Here is a 21,044-nt window from a genome sequence, read left to right as displayed (position 1 = left end):
TCACATCATTTTTCTTTCTAAATCATCGTTCTTTCTGTATTCAGGTCTATGGTTTTAGGAGAGAATAGAAGAGGAATTGTGTCCAATTTTGTCGTTTTTTAAGGTTTTTTCCTGATTTGTTCTATTGAAAATGCTTTATAAATGACGCAAATTTCGCTATGATAAGGAGAAATGATTTTGATTCGGCGAAAGAAATGAGTATTGTACGGTATTGAGAAGTTTCGTGCAACTTTATGCCTTTCTTATGCGTGTATAACATAGAGGGGAGAAAAATCAGTGACGATCGATGAAATTTATCAAATGTATATGAACGATGTTTACAGGTTTCTGCTCTCCATGACAAAAGACAAACATTTGGCAGAAGACTTATTGCAGGAAACCTTTATGCGTGCTTATATACATATTCATTCCTACGACCATAGCAAAGTGAAACCTTGGTTATTTCAGGTGGCACGAAATGCTTTTATTGATTATGTCAGGAAACATAAAAAAGAAGTGACCATATCGGATGATCTTATTGGCGGCCTTTTACAAACGTCTGTACAAAGCCCTGCTGAACAGGTTGAAATAAAAGAAGTCCTCAACATGTATTTGGAACAGCTTCCAGATAACTACAAGGAAGCGTTGACATTGTATTATTTAAAAGAACTGAATTACAAGGAAGCATCCAAGGTCATGAATATTACTGAAGCAAATTTTAAAAGTGTTTTATTTCGTGCAAGGCAGCGCCTAAAAGCACTTTACAACAGAGGTGTTAATGATGAATGAAGAGTTTAACAAGCGATGGGAACAATATAATAATGGTGAGATGAACGAGGAAGAAATGATAGCGTTTGAAGAAGAGCTTGAAGAAAACGAAAAACGCTTAAGTCAGGAACTGAACGACTCGGATTGGACCGATTTTTCCATCAGTCCTGAAAAGCAAAAAGCCATCTTGCAATACGGAAAAAGAAAGTCTTATTTACGTATTTCTGTACTTGCTGTCATCTCTACACTTATTATTTTACCGCTTTGTACATTAGGAAGTTATCTATACTACGGCGTTGGCGGAGCAGAGAGCAAAGGGAATCACTTCATGGAAACAGCCGCTGTAACAGTCGCTTTGACGAAACCAAACGTGGCGATTGATATGAAGGATTTAAAAGGCCAAGTCAAGCTTTTTGGAATGAACACCGAATTGAAGCTGCAAAAACAAATTGGCAATAAAACAGAAGCCATTGGCAGTGAGCAAATCGAGATGTTTTTCGATAAATTAAAGCAGCCTACCATCTCATATTATGGTGACAGCGCACGCGATACGGAGGATTTCTTTACCCATCCTTCTACTCAGGCAGATGCATCAAAAAAACAAACACTCACTACTTTAGACAAGCTTCCTGAAGGAACAGTCAGTGAAGTGTATGTCTCCTATGACAAAGCGTATACACCAAAGGACGTTTATTCCTTTGCTAAAAAATATGATATGAAAGTGCTCTGGAATGCGATTAAAACAGAGGATTCATTAAGCGAGAATCAGCGGCCAATTGGCTTTCCTGGGAGAGACTCTGAATTCTTAAAAGAGCTTCAGCACACATCAAAAACAGAGGTAGATCAATTTAAAGATGCCCTTACTTATGTCAATCAGCACCCAACCTGGGCAAAAACGATCTCTGGCAGATCTGAACTGGATCTGTCAAACCGCATACGCTATATCAATCAAAATGGTGTCACGATTTATGGCTCTGTGATCACAGGTCCTTCGAAAGAAATCGAGAAATTCGTGAAGACAAAACGCATTAAAACGGCAAAAGTGAGCGAGGTGGAATTATGGAATTGGTAAGAATTTTTAAAGAGCATAATGTATTTGGCTGGATTTCTGTCGGTACAGCGATATTATCTCTGCTCATGCTGAACCTCGCCATTATCAGTAATGTGACATTTTATTCTTTTCAGATGCTTCCTTTTGCAATGGCCGCAGTTCCATTTGGCATTATTGAACTGTTCATTAAAAAAGGCCGTACGGGCCCTGGGTTCCTTGGTGTCGTTCTGAATATCTTTGTCATTCTTTGTGTCTATGCCATCGTATCGATCGATGTCGATCTTCAATTAGGCTTTTAAGCCGTTCTCAAAATGAAAAGCCCGAGTTACTTGACTAATGCCAAGTCGCACGGGCTTTTTTGAATATCGATTTATGTTCTTAAGTCTACAGCGCAAATAAAAAAGACTGCTTCATCAGCAGTCTCAGCGTGTAGACAAACCCTCGCATTCGTTGTCAGTCCTGCGTGCTGGTGCTCACGAATGTCAAATTCGCTCCGCGCCAGTACTCGTCCTTCCTAGGACTGCAAAGGTTTTCTATCACGCTGAAAAGAAGACAAAGTGCTAAAATAAAGATCATTTTAGCACTTTGTCAACAATCTGAGACTGCTTCATCAGCAGTCTCTTAAAATAAATTAGTTTACAAAAGTTTTCGCTCCAAGGTAAATCGGCTTCCAGTAGCTTGAATTCATATCACTGATCGTCACACCATCGGAAGCAGCATGAATAAACTTGTTGTTCCCAATGTAGACACCCATGTGAGATGGACCCGATTTATATGTTGTAAAGAACACAAAATCGCCAACCTTTGGAGTTGATACGCTTTTCATTGATCCCCAAAAACCTTCAGTTGTTTGTCTTGAAATCTTTTTTTGTTTGTTAATGATATACCACATAAACCCGCTGCAATCAAAGCCCTTTGGTGTCGTTCCACCCCATCTATATGGTGTGCCATTGTGCGCTTTAGCATCCGCAACAAGCTTAGACGTGTTTAAAGAAGAAGCAGAAACTGTTTTTTCTTTAACAGGTGTTGTTTTCACTTTTTTAGACGTCTTTTTGACCTTTAGCTTTTGCCCAATTTTGATCAGGTTTGTTTTGAGTTTATTTAACGATTTCAGCTCTTTTACAGTCATGCCGTACTTTTTGCCGATTTTAGATAATGTATCACCTTTCACAACTTTATGAGTGGCTGTGGCTGACGCCGCTTTTACTTTTGTTGTTGTTTTTGATGTTTTCGTTATTTTTTTTGCGGCAGTACCATTTACTTTTAACGTTTGTCCAACAAATATCGTGTTAGATTTCAGCTTATTGTCTGATTTAATCTTGCTCACGCTTGTTTTGTATTTTTTCGCTAGAACAGAAAGAGAGTCACCTTTTTGAACTTTTACTGATTGTGCTGAGGCAGCTCCGGCAAATAATGTCGTCCCAAGTAAAACTGCACTTGCAGCTGTGATCAATTGTTTTTTCATTTGTTCCTCCTGTATGTATCTATCGAGATCCGAATTTTTATCTACTTACTATTATAAGGATCAAATACCAGAAGAAATAGTCTTGACTTCCTACGACATTATGCTTATTAATTCGGCAAAATTTATTTTTTTTTAGGGTTCTTTATATTTCATTTTCATTACACAATCATGACAAAATAAACGCATCTTGTCATGGATAAATGATACATTCATTTCTCTTTTTGGCTCATTCTATGTAAAGTGGGCCTTTACAATTTTAAAGGGAACTTTACGATCCTGTAAATGGGAATCCACAATTCTGCTCTACCATTGTAAACGTAAGAGCGATACATAAACATTGAGGAGGCAAAATGAATGAGTGTGTTGAAAAGCTCGAAAACGAAAATCGCTGCAGTGGCGGCAGCATCTGTGCTATCGATTGGCATTTTTTCAGGAATTGAATTTGGACAAGCTGACAAAGCAGAGGCTAAAAAGAAGCCAAAAAATGACGTGCAAAATGTGATCGTGCTGATCGGGGATGGCATGGGAACACCGTATCTTTCAACTTACCGTTCATTTAAGCACAACGGAGACCTTTCAAAGCGAACAGCGTTTGACCCTTACCTCACTGGCATGCACAAAACATACCCTAACGACTCAAAAAGCAATATCACTGATTCTGCCGCAGCTGGTACAGCTATGGCAACTGGTAAAAAGACTTACAACAATGCGATCGGTGTCAATAAAAACGGGAAAAAATTAAAAACAGTTCTAGAAGAAGCAAAACGGAAGGGAAAATCTACGGGACTTGTCGTGACCTCTGAATTAACAAATGCCACCCCTGCTGCGTATGCGGCTCACGATGTATCGAGAAAAAACACAGCAGCCATCGCTGATGATTTCTTCGATGAAAAAATCGGTAAACAGCATACAGTCGATGTCATGCTTGGCGGAGGTCTCGTCGATTTTGTCCGAAAGGATCGTGATTTAACGAAGGAATTTAAACAAGCCGGATATGATTATGTCACCAATAAAGATGCCTTACAAAAAAACAAAAACCAAAAGGTGTTAGGCATTTTTGCTGATGGCGGTCTTGATAAAGCGATTGATCGTGATAAAAAGACCCCTTCCCTGCAAGACATGACATCTTCAGCCATTAAACAGCTGTCTAAAAACAAAAATGGATTTTTCCTTATGGTGGAAGGCAGCCAAATTGACTGGGCAGGACATGATCATGATATTGTGAGTGCCATGAGTGAAATGAAGGATTTTGAAAAAGCATTTGAAGAAGCGATTCGTTTTGCAAAAAAGGATAAAAATACGTTAGTCATCACCACTGCCGATCATTCAACTGGCGGACTTTCCTTTGGGGCAGACGGCTCAGGCAGCTGGGATTACAAACCGGTAAAAGCAGCGAAAAAGACCCCTGATTTTATCGCAAACAAAATCGTCAGTGGCATGCCTGTTGAATCAGCGCTGAAACAATATATCGATCTTGATTTCACAAAAGAAGAAATGGCCTCCATTCAAAAGGCCGCTGAAACAAAGGATGCTCTTAAAATTGATGATGCGATTGAAGAAGTGATCAACGTGAGATCACATACAGGCTGGACCACATCAGGTCATACGGGCGATGAAGTGCCATTCTTTGCGTATGGCCCAACAAGCCAAAAGCTAAAAGGTCTGATGGAAAACACCGATCAAGCAAAACACATTTTCAAACTGCTGAAAAACCAATAAAACTGGCAAAAAAGATGTCTGCTAAGAGACATCTTTTTTTGTTTTTTTATGCGAGATATTTTCTGTGGACTCCTTTTCCATCATACGAAAACATGACTTCTTTTCCTTCAAGAATGGATTCGATATGCACACTTCTTCCCCATAGCTGATACAAATATGGGAGTACTTTTTCTAAGTATTTCAGATCTAGTTCAATGCCCTCATACCAATGTTTAATATAGAGTTCATTGTTTTTTAAATAGTCGCCATCCATCACGGTCAAATAAGGAAAGCCGCCATTGACCCTCATGCTGACTAGCTGATCACGAACAGCCTTCCATTCTTTATCGATGACTTTATAATCTCTCCCTTGTTTTTGAAACAAGTACAAATCTTCTCTCATCACAAGGTCTTTTGTTAAGTAATTTCGAATGAAGGAAATATCTGATTCAATCTCCCTTACTTCAAACATTTTGCTGCGGCCCGATCCTTCTGTCACCCCTGCTTTTTTTAATTCTTCACATGGGTTGTCATAGCGCTCTTCGATATCTTCAAAAATCTTCAAACCTAAATAGTAAGGATTGATGCCTGTTTTTGACGGCTGCACCACGCCAGCATTTAATTTGGCAAACTCGATCGATTCACTTGAATCTAAATCAAGCTCTCGCATAATCCGCTGATGCCAATACGATGCCCAGCCTTCATTCATAATCTTTGTTTCTAGCTGCGGCCAAAAATAGAGCATTTCCTCCCTCAGCATCGTGAGGACGTCGCGCTGCCACGCCTCTAACTCCCGGGAGTGCGCCTCAATAAAAAGTAAAATATCTTTTTCCGGCTTTGGCGGAAATGGCTTGGCGATTTTCTTTTTCTCACGTATTTTCGGCTCATCCATTCCCCACAAATCATCATACGGCGTCTGACGCTTTGGTTGGTCATCTTCATATTCTTCTTCATCGCCGATATTCCAGCTTAGTTTTGAACGAACAAGAGACGGATCAATATGCTCCTGAAGAGCCAATACGGCGTCTAAAAAGGATTCAACTTCTTTTGTTCCATGAAGATGCTCATATTCCTTGATCCGCTCTGCCGCTGCTGACATGCTTTCTACCATGTCTCGTTTTGTGTTTTGAAAACGGCAATTATTTTTGAAGAAATCACAGTGTGCCAGTACATGAGCCACAATTAATTTATTTTGAACAAGCGTGTTGTTATCAAGTAGAAAGGCGTAGCAAGGATTTGAATTGATGACTAGCTCATAAATTTTGCTTAATCCTAAATCATAATGAAGCTTCATTTTATGAAATTGTTTACCAAAGCTCCAGTGGCTGAATCGTGTTGGCATTCCGTATGCACCGAACGTATAAATAATTTCCGCGGGACAGATTTCATACCTCATCGGATAAAAATCTAGACCAAATCCTTCTGCAATTTCTGTAATTTCATCAATGGCTCTTTGTAAAAGACGTTTTTCTGATACGCTCAAGGAAACCATCCCTCCTCATCGGACTTATCCCTACTATATGAGCGCATCTAAAAAAACATGATGTTCCGCCATTCGTTTAGACGACTTCCATTTCTTTCGTGGATTGCCCGCCGAATGACTCGAAATGTATATTCTGTTCTGGAATTCCCAGCTCTTTTAGTATATGAATCATCTCCTGTGTAAACACCGGGGAACCGCATAGATAAAATTGGCCTTTCCCTTCTCCAACCACTGATTGAAGGAATGGACGGTCAATGCGGGAAGCTGCCTTTTCAACAAGCTCACCCTTACCAGACTGCGCAAATTGTTCATTACATAAGATGATGCGGCCATGCGGAGCTGATGCTAGAACGCTTTCAAATTCATTTTCAAAAGCGGTGACATCCTCTAATCGATCTGCATGAATCATTGTAAATGGATGGCTGTTTTGCGCTGCTGTTTTCAATAAACCGATCATTGGCGTGACTCCAGAACCAGCACTAATGAAATAAACAGGCTCTTTTGTGGCTTCTTGCAAGCAGAACATTCCCTGCGGCATACTCACTTGAAGAACGTCTCCTTCTTCCATTTCATCATGCAAAAATGTAGACACATGACCATCGCGCTTCACTGTGATGCGGTAATAAGATGGATGATGCGGATCTGATAAGCTGTATTGTCTGCTACACATATAAGCCTCACCTGGCATATCTGCCTGAACCGTCATATATTGACCTGCTTCAAACATTGGCAGCTCTGATTCATCTTCTGGTACTAAGTAAAAGGAGATCAGCGCTGGAGATTCCTGTACCTTTTTCTTTATCACAAACGGCTTCACATCTGCCCATCCACCTGGTTGCTTTACATTCACCTCCATCATTTCTGCTTCAATCGTGATAAAAATATTTGCAATGATGTCATATGCGGCCTTCCAAGCTAAAAGCGTGTCATCTTTTTCCGTTAAACCAAACACTTCTTTCATCGCTTCAATCAAGTGATATCCGACGATTGGATATTGCTCTTTTTTGACCATCACACTGACATGCTTATGGGCAATCTGTTTGACCACAGGAAGTAATTCTTCTAATCGATCGATGTGTAGTGCAGCTTGATATAGTGTCACAGCAAGCGCCTCTGGCTGACTTCCGTTCATGAGGTTTGTTTGATTAAATTGATTGAGTAGCTCTGGATGCTGACGAATCATATTTTGATAAAAAACAGTCACAAGTTTGGTTCCCTCGGCTTTTAATAGAGGGGCTGATTGTTTAATAGCGTTCATTTGATCTTTAGATAACATCGTCATTCCTTCTTCCTAAAGATGTATTTTAAATACATCTTTATCGTAACGGATGACAGCTTATAAAAGCAATATTTATAATACATGTTTTGAATGTTGACACATTTAACACTTTCTCGAACAGTTTTTGTCTAAAATGTGTTACGATGATACAAAACTCTATAGGGTTTAGAGGTCGTCAAAATGAAACTAACGAATTATACAGATTTCTCATTAAGAGTACTCATTTATTTAGCATCAAGAGAGAACAATGAACTGTCAAATATTCAGCAGATCGCCGATGTTTATGGCATTTCTAAAAATCATCTGACAAAGGTGATTTATCATCTTGGAAAACGCGGCTATGTTGAAACGATCCGTGGAAGAAATGGCGGGATTAGGCTTGGGAAAAGCCCAGAAAGCATTAACATTGGAGAGGTTGTCCGTTATACAGAGGATGATTTAGTCATGGTTGAATGCTTTGATCCAAGGAAAAACAGCTGTATCATCTCCCCGATTTGTTCATTAAAGCATGTACTTCATGAAGCACTTACTGCTTACTTGCGCGTTCTTGACAAATACACATTAAAAGATTTAACACAAAACAAAGATGCTCTTAGAGAGCTCCTCCTTTAGACGAAAGAATTCTATTCTTTCGTCTTTTTCTTTACCTTCTTGTAATAATAATTAATTTAAAATTATTATAAATAGATATTGACTATCATGTTTGATTCAATATAATTAGGGTATATAGATTGCTAGAAACCATTTTTTTGTTTACAGGAGGAGAAAAAGAATGACAAATTCAAATCATAAAAATTTGACAACGAACCAAGGCGTACCTGTTGGCGATAACCAAAACTCAAGAACAGCTGGTCACCGCGGACCTACATTTCTTGATGATTACCATTTGATTGAAAAACTTGCACACTTCGATCGTGAACGTATTCCAGAGCGTGTCGTTCATGCGAGAGGCGCCGGCGCTTATGGTGTGTTTGAAGTTGAAAATAGTATGGAGAAACATACAAAAGCGGCTTTCTTAAGTGAAGAAGGAAAACAGACAGATGTTTTTGTTCGCTTCTCAACCGTTATTCATCCTAAAGGTTCACCTGAAACATTGCGTGATCCGCGTGGCTTTGCTGTCAAATTTTACACAGAAGAAGGCAACTATGATCTAGTTGGTAACAACTTGCCGATCTTCTTTATACGTGATGCATTGAAATTCCCTGATATGGTTCACTCTCTCAAGCCAGATCCTGTAACCAATATCCAAGATCCTGACCGTTATTGGGATTTTATGACCTTAACACCTGAATCCACTCATATGCTCACATGGCTCTTCTCTGATGAAGGAATCCCTGCGAACTATGCTGAAATGCGCGGTTCTGGTGTGCATACATTTAGATGGGTCAACAAATATGGAGAAACAAAATATGTGAAATATCACTGGAGACCTTCAGAAGGTATTCGCAATTTATCTATGGAAGAAGCAGCAGAAATCCAAGCGAATGATTTCCAGCATGCGACAAGAGACTTATATGACCGTATTGAAAATGGCAACTACCCAGCATGGGACTTATATGTCCAGCTGATGCCGCTGAGCGATTATGATGATCTTGATTATGATCCATGTGATCCAACAAAGACATGGAGCGAAGAAGATTACCCACTTCAAAAAGTAGGACGCATGACTCTGAACCGCAATCCTGAGAACTTCTTTGCTGAAACAGAGCAAGTTGCTTTCACACCAAGTGCACTTGTTCCAGGAATTGAAGCATCTGAAGATAAATTGCTTCAAGGTCGTCTGTTCTCTTATCCAGATACGCAGCGTCATCGTCTTGGTGCCAACTATATGCGCATTCCGGTGAACTGTCCTTATGCACCTGTACACAATAATCAGCAGGATGGCTTTATGACAACGACTCGTCCAAGCGGTCATATTAACTATGAACCAAACCGTTACGATGATCAGCCAAAAGAAAATCCTCACTACAAGGAAAGTGAACAAGTTCTTCACGGTGATCGTATGGTGAGACAAAAAATTGAAAAACCAAACGACTTCAAACAAGCAGGGGAAAAATATCGAAGCTATTCTGAAGAAGAGAAACAAGCATTGATCAAAAATCTAACCGCTGACCTGAAAGACGTAAATGACAAAACAAAATTACTTGCGATCTGCAACTTCTACCGTGCAGATGAAGACTACGGACAACGATTAGCCGATTCACTTGGCGTGGATATCCGCTCATACCTTCAAGGAAGCATGAAATAATTGATCCGGAAAGGGCACCTCTAATAAAGAGGTGCTTTTTTTATAACCGGAATACGTTAATACTAATCAAATGACCGGTCACCGGGTGAAAATAGATTTCTGCATGCGCAGCAAAAAGCGTTGAGCCTTCCTTCACGGTGACGCGAAAGACATCTTTTGTCTGATCTTCATTTACTTGTGTACGCCCGATATATTGATAATCGTTTAAAGCGGCGCCTTCATATTCCTCTTGCAACGCTGTGTACGCAAGTCTTTCCCAATTTTCAACAGGCTGCATCGCTGCATTTGTTGGAGGATGGATCATGAAACTGCCAAACAAAACCATTCCTGCTGCAAAAGGCACCCACCATTTCGGCTGCATGATATCATTGCTCTCACTTTCATGTATATTTTGTTTATGTTTTGCTGATCGATCCATTTTCATACATGAAGCATTTATTCAGCCTATAATTCCCGGTACACGATTGATGCGGACACCAACTTTTCCCCTGAAAATGTCGATATGTTCCGAGCAAACTAATGAGGACTTCTCAAGGGAAAGGAGAAGGTTTGATGAATGTGGCGGATTATGATAAAGCACTTTATTATACGCATCGCTCGCAATGGGATAATTTACTTATTCTTATGGTACGTACGCAAGATGACTTGCTCTCGAAACGTATTGAGCATTTCTTACACGCGTATCAATTTAACCGGAACGATGCTGATGTTGAAAAATGTTTATATGGGCTCCTGCAGTACATTGACCATGCTTCAGAGGCTGCTGCTTCTGAAGTTTATTCACAACCGGTGTACACATAAAGAAAAAGGCTGATGATCAGCCTTTTTACATACATTTAGCAGTGCGCAGTGATTGGAAGCATAAAGTGGTCTTTTACCCAATCTTGTTTTGTATAAACAAACAGCGCATCCTCGTCATTTGGTGCCTTCACCGCGTGTAAGCCGTCAATTGACGTATCAGGTGTAAAATAGAACAGCACTTTTTCCGTCGTTTCACTCACAATATATGCAACAACTTCCTCTATATTTTGTCGCTCGAGAGAAATGATATCAAATACATGTATGGTTTCATTTTCTTCATTCATCAGAACAATCGTATCCAACGCTTCAATATAGAAAATGGCATCCCGCCAAACGAATGTAAAATAAAACATCAATAAGCTGCCATGATCCTTAGCATCTAATTTCATTGAGCCTGTTTGGCGTTTCTCTGCGAACTGTTCAAGTAATGGCAGGTCATGTTCCAACGTCAGCTGCTTGAGACGCACGTTCTTTTTCATTTGAATAGCGCTTTTGCCGATATTTAAAATAAATTCACTTTCGTCATAACGAGTAAAGCCGAACCTTGGATAAAAATCCAGTACAGTTTCATTGGCAAAAAGAAAGATCAAATCACAATCATGTTCGTACGAATCCATAATATGCTGCATTAACTTTGTCGCTAATCCCTTGTGGCGGTAGGCTTGATCCGTCATCACCGTGCCAATTTGAACAGCTCGATACGTTTGGCCATCAATGATCAGCGACATGAGATAGACGGAAGCGTTTGAGATCACTTTCCCGTGATGGACAAAGGAATAAGGAATATATTTTTCATCCCAATACCCTCTTTTGTACCAGTCACTAAAATCCAAATCAAATGTCTTGATCGCTAACTGATTAAAACTTTCTTTCAATTTGTCATCATGGCGATAATCACTCACTAATTCATATGTCTCCATGCTCATTTCCTCCTTTTATCATTTCACCTTTAGTCAGCCGGTTTATCACCCCCTTCAAAATAAAAAAAGACTTGATGAGCATATACTCATTAAGTCTTTTTTCGTTTTACTCATAGAAATTAGACTGAACATGCTTCTCTTTTCACGCAAAAAGGGCACGTCAAATAAACCAACAACCGTGCTCTTTTTATTCAATTCATTGAACTGAATGTGCGCTTAAAAGTTTTAGCATAACGACTAAATTCCCTTCTGTTATAGCAGCTCTTTAGGCTGACTTTTTTGATAATCCACTGCATACAGAGCCGCTTGGGTACGATCTGCCAGCTCTAGTTTTGATAATACATGAGATACGTGCGTTTTGACAGTTTTTTCAGAAATAAACAAGGATGAGGCAATTTCTTTATTGCTTTTCCCCTTTGCAATTTCGAATAAGACATCTCGCTCTCTATTGGTCAGCTCTTTCATTAACTCCCATTTTTGCTCTTTTGGCTCAGTCAAATGCTGCACAAGAAAATTGGTGATATGACCATCTAATTGATAGGTGCCTTTTTGTACGTCAATCATTGTCGTAAGAAGTTTTTCTGGCGCTACATCCTTGAGTTGATAGGCTTTTGCCCCTGCTTGAATGGCGGGAATAACATAATCTTTATCCGCATAGCTTGTCAGGATCACAATGCGGGTATCAGGCATTTCCAGCGTCATTTGTTTCGTTGCCTCAATGCCATTCATTACAGGCATCGATAAATCCATGAGAACGATATCAGGCCGCGTTTGTCTGACAATTTCTAATGCTTCTTCTCCATTAGAAGCCTCACCAACGATTTCGACGTCAGGCTGTGTCTGCAGGAAAAACACAAGCCCTTTTCTCACAATATGATGATCATCTGCAATGACAACTCTCATGACGACCCCTTCCTTTCTTGAGAAAATGGCACCTTCACTTGAATAGTGGTTCCTTTACCGAGCTCAGACTCTATACAAAATGTTCCACCAGCTCTTTTGATACGGTCAGACATCCCTTTCAGACCAAGTGAAGGGAGGCTCATTTGCTCGTCATACTGAAACCCTTTTCCGTGGTCGATGATTTTCATCTCAAACGTGTCTTTTGATTGTTCAAGCTGGACCTTGACTTCCTCTACTTCCGCATGTTTTTGACAATTATTCAGCGCTTCTTGGCATACCCGAAACAACGTTTCATGCTGGGAATGATCCATCTCCATACAGCCTGATAACGATAATGTACAGCGTAATCCTAAAAGCTTTGCATACTCTTGAATCCCTGTTGTGAATCCTTTTTCAAGTCCTCTTGGCCTTAGCTGCCAAATGAGTGACCGCATTTCAACCAGTGCATCTTGTGACAAATGCTGAATAAAATCAATCATTTCCCCTAGATTCTGATCGTTTGTCATTTGACGGGCGGCTTTAGCAGTCAGGCTGACTGAAAATAGCATTTGGTTAACGGAATCATGTAAGTCCTGTGCAAGCCGGTTTCTTTCTTCCAAAAGAGCATGCTGATGTTCGTTTTGCACAAGCTTCATCCGTTGAATGGCGGTACCAATTTGAAGCGCAATGCTTTCAAGCAAGTTCAATTCTTCTTGCGTAAATGTGACTTTTCCTTTTGCCGCCACATTCAATAACCCGAACGTACGCTTACATGCTTTGAGGGGAACCGTCGCATGATGTGTAATTCCTTCAGTATCCCCAAGCTGCTTTTTAACCGCCGTTTCGATGCGTTTACAATTCATAATGTTTGTGGCTGATTGGAGTGAGCCCTTTGTGTATCGATTGATGCAATAGCAATCGTTTTGGCACATGAGCTGCTTTTGATGCTTTGCCAGCGCTTCTGGTAAGGAGACCTCTGCCATCAGTTCGTACGAGCCGTCTTTTTCTATAAAATAAATCCATGCGGAATGAAAGCCTGTGACATCCATCAGCATATGGAGCACTTCATGAAGCGTATCTTTTATTTCCAAGCCTTCATTTAGCTTTTCAGCAATTTCTTTTAGCGTTTTTAATGTTTCAACCTTCTCTTGATATTCTCCCATACTGTTTACCCCCGGCATTTGCTGCCTTCTCTTTTCATTACGCTCATTATATCATGAGCATTCTGCCGGTTCTTTCGCTAAAAGGATGATTTTTTCTCATCCTTTTGATGGAGAAAAAGCCATCGTGTATTCACACAATGGCCTTGTTTGTTTATTTAGCTGTTTCTTCCACAATTTCATAAACGACTTTCATCACTTCTTCTGACAAATGCTTCAGCTTTTCTTCGCTATCTGTTAACGATGTACCTTTGACGGCAATATAAAATTTCACTTTAGGCTCAGTTCCGGAAGGTCTTAAGCAGAACCACGAACCATCCTCAAGGAAATATTTCAGCACGTTTGATGCTGGAAGGTGAATGGTTTCTTCTTTCTTTTCGGCAATCAGATATCTTTGACTTGATTGGTAATCCTCGATGACAGTGATGCGCTGACCCGCGATAGCAGCTGGCGGATTTGTTCTAAAGGTATGAAGGATCGCTGAAATTTGCTCTGCTCCTTCTTTTCCTTTTAAGGTTAACGACTTTAACCCTTCTCGGTAAAATCCAAACTCCTTGAAAATATCAACTAGCGCATCGTACAAGGACTTGCCTTGTTTTTTATAGAAAGCAGCGACTTCGACAGCTAACAGCGCTGCTTGCACCGCATCTTTATCTCGGGCAAAGTCACCGATCAAATAGCCATAGCTTTCTTCGTACCCGAATTGAAACGTGTATTCTCCGCTCTCTTCGAATTGCTTGATTTTTTCACCGATAAATTTAAAACCAGTAAGCGTGTCAATCGTATGGGCACCAAATGCTGAAGCAACAGCACGCCCAAGCTCACTTGTGACAATCGTTTTCATCACAACGGGACGAGGCGGCAGCTGACCAAGCTTTTGTTTTTCAGACAATAAATAATGGAGCAATAGGGCTCCTGTTTGGTTGCCTGTTAAGACGGTAAACTCTCCATCATGATCTCTGACCGCAATACCTAACCTATCCGCATCTGGGTCTGTTGCAATGAGGATATCGGCATTCTGCTTTTCGCCAAGCTTGATGGCATACTCAAATGCTGCATGCTCCTCTGGGTTTGGCGATGTCACTGTTGAAAATTGCGGATCTGGTCTTTCCTGTTCAGGCACAACGGTTACGTGCTGATAGCCTAAAACTTGAAGCCCTTTTCGGACAGGCTGGTTGGCCGTACCATGAAGTGGTGTGAAAACGACTTTGACATCGACCTCATCTGCCAGCTCAGGGTGCACACTGATGGTTTTTAATTTTTCAATATAAGCATGATCGATTTCTGCTCCGATCATGTTGATCAGCCCTTGTTGTTTTAACGTTTCTTCTGAATCAACCGAAATCGACAGTTCATTTTCTATTGCATCTACTTCTTGAATGACTTGATCTGCTTGAAGTGGCGGCAGCTGTCCGCCGTCTTCTCCATATACTTTATAGCCATTATATTCTGGTGGATTATGACTTGCTGTTACGACAATCCCAGCAAATGCATTCAGCTCTCGAACAGCAAAGGAAAGCTCAGGTGTTGGACGCAGTTCGTCAAATACGTATGTTTGGATGCCCTGCGAGGCAAGTGTTTTGGCTGCTTCCATCGCAAATTCAGGCGATTTATGGCGTGAATCATATGCAATGGCGACGCCTCTTCTTTTTGCATCCTCTCCATGTTTCGCAATATACGCAGCAAGACCTGCAGATGCTTTACGAACCGTGTACACATTCATTCGGTTCGTACCAGCACCAATCTCCCCGCGCATTCCTCCAGTGCCGAACTCAAGGTTTTTGTAGAAACAGTCTTCAAGTGCTTGTTGATTATCTTGATGTGCCTCCAGCCATTCCCTTAGCTCAGTATCCAGGTGCTTCTCATTGATCCATCGCTCATAATTCGTCTTCCAACTCATGGTCGTCCTCCCAGCTCTTATCATCAATAAAATAACCTCTACTGCTATTTTATATGGAATCATCCTTTATGTCATGCTATATCATTGGGAGATGAAGAAAATGCTGAACAAATAAAAAAGCCGATGCATGATCGGCTTTTACTTATTGCTGACAAAGGGCTAAAATGATCTTTATTTTAGTTCTTTGTCTTCCTTTCAGCGTAGTCTGAAAACCCTTGAAGTCTAGAAAGGACGAGCACCGGAGCGGAGCGAATTTGACATTCGTGAGCACCGGCGCACAGACCTGACAAAGAATGCGAGGGTTTGTCTACACGCTGAAAAGCCGATGCATGATCGGCTTTTCTTTTATTCAGCATCAAGCGGTACAACTGCTTCATGGAATAGTTGATCTAATTCTGTTTGATGCTTCTGTTTTACTGCTTCATCCCAGCCAAAACGCTCTGCCATATAATCAGCGACTGGCTGTGCATATTTTTTTGCCCAGTTGATATTAAATAGTAGGCTTCCTGTTCTTCTTAAGAAGAAATCGACAGGAGTAACAGCTAATTCTTCTTCGATTGCATAGACAAGTTCTGCGAGTACATACGCTGGAATGTTTCGTTTGTCTGCTTCACCTTGAAGCTGCTCTACACGCTTGAAGAGACTGCTGACGTTTGAGCCATATTTTTCGGCAAGTTTTTGAGCAATCGGTTCTGTTAAACCAACAGATGCACCTTCTGCTGTTTTCGCTTGGACAAAGGAAGCCATATTTTTAGATCCGCCTACATGACCGCCTGAAATTGGCATATGCTTTGTTTTACATGGTCCAAAGTCTTTGCCTGTTTCTTCTTTTAGTCCATCACGTACAAGATTCACAATATGCTCAGCCATTTTGCGGTAGCCTGTTAATTTACCGCCAGCAATGGTGATTAAGCCTGAAGATGATGTCCATACTTCATCCTTACGAGAAATTTCTGAAGGGTCTTTGCCCTCTTCATGAATGAGTGGACGAAGACCAGCCCAGTTAGATTCAACATCTTTTTCTGTAATATTGAGATCAGGGAACATGTATTGAATCGCATTGATGACATAATCACGATCTGCTTTTGTCATACGCGGATGTTCCAGCTGCTTTTTGTACACTGTATCTGTTGTACCAACGTACGTTTTGCCTTCTCTTGGAATCGCAAAGACCATCCGTTTATCAGGTGTGTCAAAGTAGATCGCTTGTTTTAATGGGAAGACTGATTGGTCGAATACTAAGTGAATACCTTTTGTATGCTGTAAGTGCTTCCCTTCTTTTGAGTGATCCTTGCCTCTTAGTTGATCGACCCACGGACCTGTCGCATTGACGATTTTCTTCGCATATACATCGTATGTTTTCTGCGTCATGACATCTTCAATGACAACACCGACAACTTTGCCTTTATCATAAATAAATTCTTTTACTTTCGCATAGTTGACCGCTTCTGCTCCGAATTTCACAGCCTCTTTCATGACTTCGATTGTGAGGCGTGCATCGTCCGTACGGTATTCAACATAGTAGCCGCCGCCTTTTAAGCCGTCCTTTTTCACAAGCGGTTCTTTTGCAAGTGTTTCCTTCGCGCTCAGCATGCTTCTGCGTTCGTTATGCTTGACGCCAGCTAAAAAGTCATACACTCTAAGCCCAATGGATGTTGAAAACTTACCGAATGTCCCGCCTTTATGCATCGGAAGAAGCATCCATTCTGGTGTTGTTACATGAGGACCGTTTTCGTATACAATGGCACGCTCTTTACCGACCTCTGCGACCATTTTTACTTCAAATTGTTTTAAATAACGAAGTCCACCGTGCACTAGTTTCGTAGAGCGGCTAGATGTACCTGCTGCGAAATCCTGCATTTCTGCAAGACCGACGCGCATTCCGCGTGAAGCCGCATCAAGTGCTGTACCCGCGCCTGTAATACCCCCACCAATGATAAACACATCATATGGTTTTTTTGTCATTTCCTGCAGCATTTGTTCTCTTTCTAAGCTAGAAAAAGTCATCTCTTGTTCCTCCCATGTTGTACGGTAAAGAAAAAGAGACCGCAAACACCCAAAGCGTATTTCTACACTTCGGTGCCTGCGGTCTCTCCAGTTCTCCAACCGTTCTATTAACTTAATTGAAGTATATCATACTTTTGGTTTATTTGAAAGCTTGAGCTGCTTTTACAGCCTTTTTCCACCCGCTATATAACGAGTCACGGCTGCCTTCTTCCATCTTAGGTTCAAAGCGCTTGTCAAGGTTCCACTGTTTTGCAATGTCTGAACGGTCGTTCCAGAAGCCAACTGCTATTCCCGCAAGATAGGCCGCACCGAGTGCCGTCGTTTCATTAATTTCTGGACGCTCTACAGGCACATCCAGTAAATCACTTTGGAAGCCCATTAAGAAATCATTCTTTACAGCTCCGCCATCCACACGCAATGTTTTTAATGAAATATTTGAATCCTTTTCCATCGCATCTAACACATCTTTCGTTTGATAAGCAAGTGATTCTAACGTTGCACGGACAAAGTGCTCTTTAGAAGTACCGCGTGTTAACCCGAATACAGCGCCTCTGACATCACTATCCCAGTATGGTGTGCCTAGACCAACGAATGCCGGAACGACGTATACGCCATCTGTTGACTCAACGCGCTCTGCATAAGCTTCGCTGTCTTTCGAGTCTTTAAACATTCTGAGTCCATCACGCAGCCATTGAATCGCTGAGCCAGCAACGAAAATACTTCCTTCTAAAGCATATTCAACTTTGCCGTCAATGCCCCATGCAATCGTCGTTAATAAACCATGATCCGACTTAATGGCTTTTTCCCCTGTATTCATCAACATGAAACATCCTGTACCATATGTGTTCTTCGCCATTCCTTCTTCAAAGCAAGCCTGACCGAATAAAGCAGCCTGCTGATCTCCCGCCGCTCCTGCAATCGGAATATTTCTGCCGAAGAAGTGATAGTCAGTTGTTTCACCATAAATGTGTGAAGATGGTTTCACCTCTGGAAGCATAGAAGCCGGTACGCCAAGGATATCAAGTAATTCTTCATCCCATTTCAGATCGTAAATGTTGAACATTAATGTTCTTGACGCATTGGAGTAATCTGTGACGTGTGATTTACCGCCTGTCATCTTCCAAATAAGCCAAGTATCGATTGTGCCAAACAGTAAGTCGCCATTTTCTGCTTTCTCACGGGCACCTTCAACATTGTCTAAGATCCATTTTACCTTTGTACCTGAGAAATAAGCATCAATAAGAAGACCTGTTTTATTTCTAAACGTTTCATTGTGTCCTTGTTCTTTTAACTCTTCACAAATGCCAGATGTTTGTCTTGACTGCCAAACAATTGCATTGTAAATAGGTGCGCCTGTATGTTTATCCCAAACAACCGCTGTCTCACGTTGGTTCGTAATTCCGATACCAGCGATTTGGTCTGCTTCAATTCCTGATTCAATTAAAGCAGTTGAAATGACAGATAGAACAGAGCTCCAAATTTCATTTGCATTGTGTTCTACCCAGCCTGGGTTCGGAAAATATTGATTAAATTCCTTCTGAGTTGTATGTGCAATTTTGCCTTCTTGATCAAATAAGATCGCTCTTGTGCTTGTTGTCCCTTGATCTAGTGCAAGAATATATTTTTCTTTTGTCATGATGTTTTCCTCCCCTTACATACTTTCATTTACAGCATTTGTTTGGTTTTTCGTAGTGATATAGAGTCCTAACAATACCACAACTAAAATAACGCTTACAATCCAAAAGGCTGGAGTGACGTTCGCTTTAAAGGCTGCATTGTAGAAAACACCGCCAAATGCGCCGCCTAAAATTGGACCAACGACTGGCACCCAAGCATACTTCCAGTTCGATGGGCCTTTCCCTGGAATCGGCAAGATCGCATGTGCGATTCTCGGACCTAAATCACGTGCAGGGTTAATTGCATAACCAGTTGTTCCACCTAAAGAAAGACCAATTGCAACAATTAAGAAACCAACAATCAGCGGATTGACTCCGTCTGCAAATTTATTTGCACCAATCGCTAAAATTCCTAGAACCAATACAAATGTACCGATGACTTCACTAAGTACGTTTGCAAAAGTATGCGGAATCGCAGGACCAGTTGAGAATACGCCTAGCTTTGCACCTGGATCATCTGTTGCTTTCCAGTGCGGTAAGTAATGTAAAAAGACAATAGTAGCCCCTATTAATGCGCCAAGCATTTGACCAACAATATACATTGGAACATCAGCCCAAGGAAAACTTCCTTCTAGCGCAAGCCCAATTGTGAGTGCAGGGTTTAAATGAGCTCCACTAATTCCACCAGTTGCATATGCTGCAATGGCTACTGCAAATCCCCACCCGAAAGCGATTACAATCCAGCCGGATTGATATGCGAGTGATTTCTTTAAATTAACTGCCGCACACACACCGCCTCCAAAAATAATGAGCAGCATTGTACCTACGACTTCTCCCCAAAATGGTGTCATGAAAAATTCCTCCTCTGGTTCAGTTGCCATCCCCTATGAATGTGTAGAAAAGATAAAGAAAAAGATCCACAACAAACATACTTTACATCAGGGTCATTTGTCACCTAGTAAAGCGTTGTTGTGGATCTCCGTTTCTCCATCACATGATATTAACTTAGTGCTATAGTATCAGAGGATGAAAACGTTGTCAATAAATATTCACATTTTATCTTTTCACTTTTGGAACGCTTTCCAAAGGGTGGTATTTGAGGTCGTCACTGCTGTAGCCCCTGCTTCAAGCGCTCTTTCTACATCTTCTTTTGTACGGATAAATCCGCCTGCAAAAATCGGGATCCCAGTTCGCTCGCGCACTTCTGTAATTAAATCTGGCACGACGCCCGGCAATACTTCAATAAAATCTGGACGATGTTTCCCGACGAACTCCATGCTTTTTTCCATGGCACTCGTATCAAGTAAAAACATTCGCTGAATGGCATATACCTTTTTTTGCTTGGCTTTTACTATGACAGAAGACCTAGTAGAAATAATTCCTGCTGGCTTCATTTCCTGACAAATAAATTCCGTTCCATACTCATCATGTTTAATCCCGTGAATGAGATCGACATGGACAAACATTTTTTTGTGATGAGCATTTGCCTCATTCATGATGCCCTTAAGCCGGCCTAAGTGAACATCAAGTAAAACACCATATGTAAATGGACTTTTTAAAAATTCCTCAAATTGCTTCATATTGCGTACAGCAGGTAAAATGGGTTGATCATGAAAACTCATAAGCCGTCTCCTTCAAAAGTGTATTGAATCAGTCTTCTCCTAACAGTAATTGAAACTCTTCTATTTTTCAATACACCTAGTGTACCCAATACCGATTTCATCTCACATCATCTTCATATAACTAGCTCAAAATGATGAAAAGCAAACTTTTATTCCATAAAAAAA

At 40.9% G+C, this 21,044-nt stretch carries 19 protein-coding genes; 7 read left to right on the top strand and 12 right to left on the bottom strand.

Annotated features, from left to right (window positions below):
- Positions 1-276: 276 nt before the first annotated feature.
- From CKW02_RS04865 to CKW02_RS04855, 3 genes are read left to right on the top strand one after another with little or no spacing between them, the layout of a single operon-like run.
- Entirely contained in the window at positions 277-768 is a 492-nt protein-coding gene (locus CKW02_RS04865) for a sigma-70 family RNA polymerase sigma factor (protein WP_003211938.1), read from the top strand.
- Positions 761-1,819, top strand: coding sequence for an anti-sigma factor (locus CKW02_RS04860; RefSeq protein ID WP_003212471.1), 1,059 nt, complete (start codon positions 761-763; stop codon positions 1,817-1,819). The genes CKW02_RS04865 and CKW02_RS04860 overlap by 8 nt, the downstream gene beginning before the upstream one ends.
- The gene (locus CKW02_RS04855; RefSeq protein WP_003212420.1) at positions 1,807-2,097 is read left to right on the top strand and encodes a hypothetical protein; all 291 of its coding nucleotides are present in this window, start codon (positions 1,807-1,809) and stop codon (positions 2,095-2,097) included. Before CKW02_RS04860 ends, CKW02_RS04855 begins: the two co-directional genes overlap by 13 nt.
- Before the next feature lie 332 nt (positions 2,098-2,429).
- Here the strand turns inward: CKW02_RS04855 and CKW02_RS04850 are convergent, their stop codons facing one another.
- On the bottom strand, positions 2,430-3,263 hold the full coding sequence (locus tag CKW02_RS04850; protein ID WP_065098947.1) for a C40 family peptidase: 834 nt from the start codon (positions 3,261-3,263) through the stop codon (positions 2,430-2,432).
- Between the two features lie 354 nt (positions 3,264-3,617).
- Here CKW02_RS04850 and CKW02_RS04845 point away from each other — a divergent pair, with 354 nt between their 5' ends.
- Positions 3,618-4,982 carry an alkaline phosphatase gene (locus tag CKW02_RS04845; RefSeq protein ID WP_003212169.1) on the top strand — a complete coding sequence of 455 codons (1,365 nt, stop codon included), beginning with the start codon at positions 3,618-3,620 and terminating at the stop codon, positions 4,980-4,982.
- A 46-nt stretch (positions 4,983-5,028) separates the two neighbouring features.
- Here CKW02_RS04845 and CKW02_RS04840 read toward each other — a convergent pair whose 3' ends face one another.
- Together CKW02_RS04840 and CKW02_RS04835 are read right to left on the bottom strand one after the other, a co-directional pair.
- Entirely contained in the window at positions 5,029-6,453 is a 1,425-nt protein-coding gene (locus tag CKW02_RS04840) for a SpoVR family protein (protein ID WP_372706115.1), read from the bottom strand.
- 67 nt (positions 6,454-6,520) lie between these two features.
- Positions 6,521-7,720 carry a globin domain-containing protein gene (locus CKW02_RS04835; protein WP_003212404.1) on the bottom strand — a complete coding sequence of 400 codons (1,200 nt, stop codon included), beginning with the start codon at positions 7,718-7,720 and terminating at the stop codon, positions 6,521-6,523.
- Between the two features lie 183 nt (positions 7,721-7,903).
- Between CKW02_RS04835 and CKW02_RS04830 the strand changes: the two genes are divergently transcribed.
- Both CKW02_RS04830 and CKW02_RS04825 read left to right on the top strand, forming a co-directional pair.
- Positions 7,904-8,335, top strand: coding sequence for an Rrf2 family transcriptional regulator (locus tag CKW02_RS04830; protein WP_003210795.1), 432 nt, complete (start codon positions 7,904-7,906; stop codon positions 8,333-8,335).
- A gap of 160 nt (positions 8,336-8,495) precedes the next feature.
- A complete protein-coding gene (locus CKW02_RS04825) occupies positions 8,496-9,971 on the top strand; it encodes a catalase (RefSeq protein ID WP_003211348.1) in 1,476 nt (491 codons plus the stop codon).
- Between the two features lie 40 nt (positions 9,972-10,011).
- Here CKW02_RS04825 and CKW02_RS04820 read toward each other — a convergent pair whose 3' ends face one another.
- Positions 10,012-10,395, bottom strand: a complete 384-nt coding sequence (locus tag CKW02_RS04820) for a YqzG/YhdC family protein (protein WP_003211293.1) — start codon at positions 10,393-10,395, stop codon at positions 10,012-10,014.
- 128 nt (positions 10,396-10,523) lie between these two features.
- On the opposite strand from CKW02_RS04820, the gene CKW02_RS04815 reads away from it, so the two are divergent.
- Positions 10,524-10,772, top strand: a complete 249-nt coding sequence (locus CKW02_RS04815; protein WP_003211315.1) for a YhdB family protein — start codon at positions 10,524-10,526, stop codon at positions 10,770-10,772.
- Between the two features lie 35 nt (positions 10,773-10,807).
- Here CKW02_RS04815 and CKW02_RS04810 read toward each other — a convergent pair whose 3' ends face one another.
- The 8 genes from CKW02_RS04810 to CKW02_RS04765 form a co-directional block, all read right to left on the bottom strand.
- Complete coding sequence (locus CKW02_RS04810; protein ID WP_003211708.1) at positions 10,808-11,692, bottom strand: GNAT family N-acetyltransferase; 885 nt, start codon at positions 11,690-11,692, stop codon at positions 10,808-10,810.
- 252 nt (positions 11,693-11,944) lie between these two features.
- Positions 11,945-12,595: a response regulator gene (locus tag CKW02_RS04800; protein WP_003212112.1), complete on the bottom strand. Its 651-nt coding sequence runs from the start codon at positions 12,593-12,595 to the stop codon at positions 11,945-11,947.
- Complete coding sequence (locus CKW02_RS04795; RefSeq protein WP_003212413.1) at positions 12,592-13,737, bottom strand: GAF domain-containing sensor histidine kinase; 1,146 nt, start codon at positions 13,735-13,737, stop codon at positions 12,592-12,594. The genes CKW02_RS04800 and CKW02_RS04795 overlap by 4 nt, the downstream gene beginning before the upstream one ends.
- 151 nt (positions 13,738-13,888) lie before the next feature.
- A complete protein-coding gene (locus CKW02_RS04790; RefSeq protein WP_003211128.1) occupies positions 13,889-15,634 on the bottom strand; it encodes a phospho-sugar mutase in 1,746 nt (581 codons plus the stop codon).
- A gap of 345 nt (positions 15,635-15,979) precedes the next feature.
- Positions 15,980-17,641, bottom strand: a complete 1,662-nt coding sequence (gene glpD, locus CKW02_RS04780) for a glycerol-3-phosphate dehydrogenase (RefSeq protein ID WP_003211227.1) — start codon at positions 17,639-17,641, stop codon at positions 15,980-15,982.
- 139 nt (positions 17,642-17,780) lie between these two features.
- Positions 17,781-19,277, bottom strand: a complete 1,497-nt coding sequence (gene glpK / locus CKW02_RS04775) for a glycerol kinase GlpK (protein WP_003212099.1) — start codon at positions 19,275-19,277, stop codon at positions 17,781-17,783.
- 15 nt (positions 19,278-19,292) lie between these two features.
- Positions 19,293-20,108, bottom strand: a complete 816-nt coding sequence (locus CKW02_RS04770; protein ID WP_003211784.1) for an MIP/aquaporin family protein — start codon at positions 20,106-20,108, stop codon at positions 19,293-19,295.
- A 213-nt stretch (positions 20,109-20,321) separates the two neighbouring features.
- Positions 20,322-20,879 (bottom strand): glycerol-3-phosphate responsive antiterminator, encoded by a 558-nt coding sequence (locus CKW02_RS04765; protein ID WP_003212480.1) that lies wholly within the window; start codon positions 20,877-20,879, stop codon positions 20,322-20,324.
- Between the last annotated feature and the right edge of the window lie 165 nt (positions 20,880-21,044).

The sequence above is a fragment of the Bacillus pumilus genome, from assembly GCF_900186955.1.
Taxonomy (GTDB): Bacteria; Bacillota; Bacilli; order Bacillales; family Bacillaceae; genus Bacillus; species Bacillus pumilus.
The sequence above is the reverse complement of the archived record's forward strand: the minus strand, read 5'-3'. Positions and strand labels throughout refer to the sequence as shown.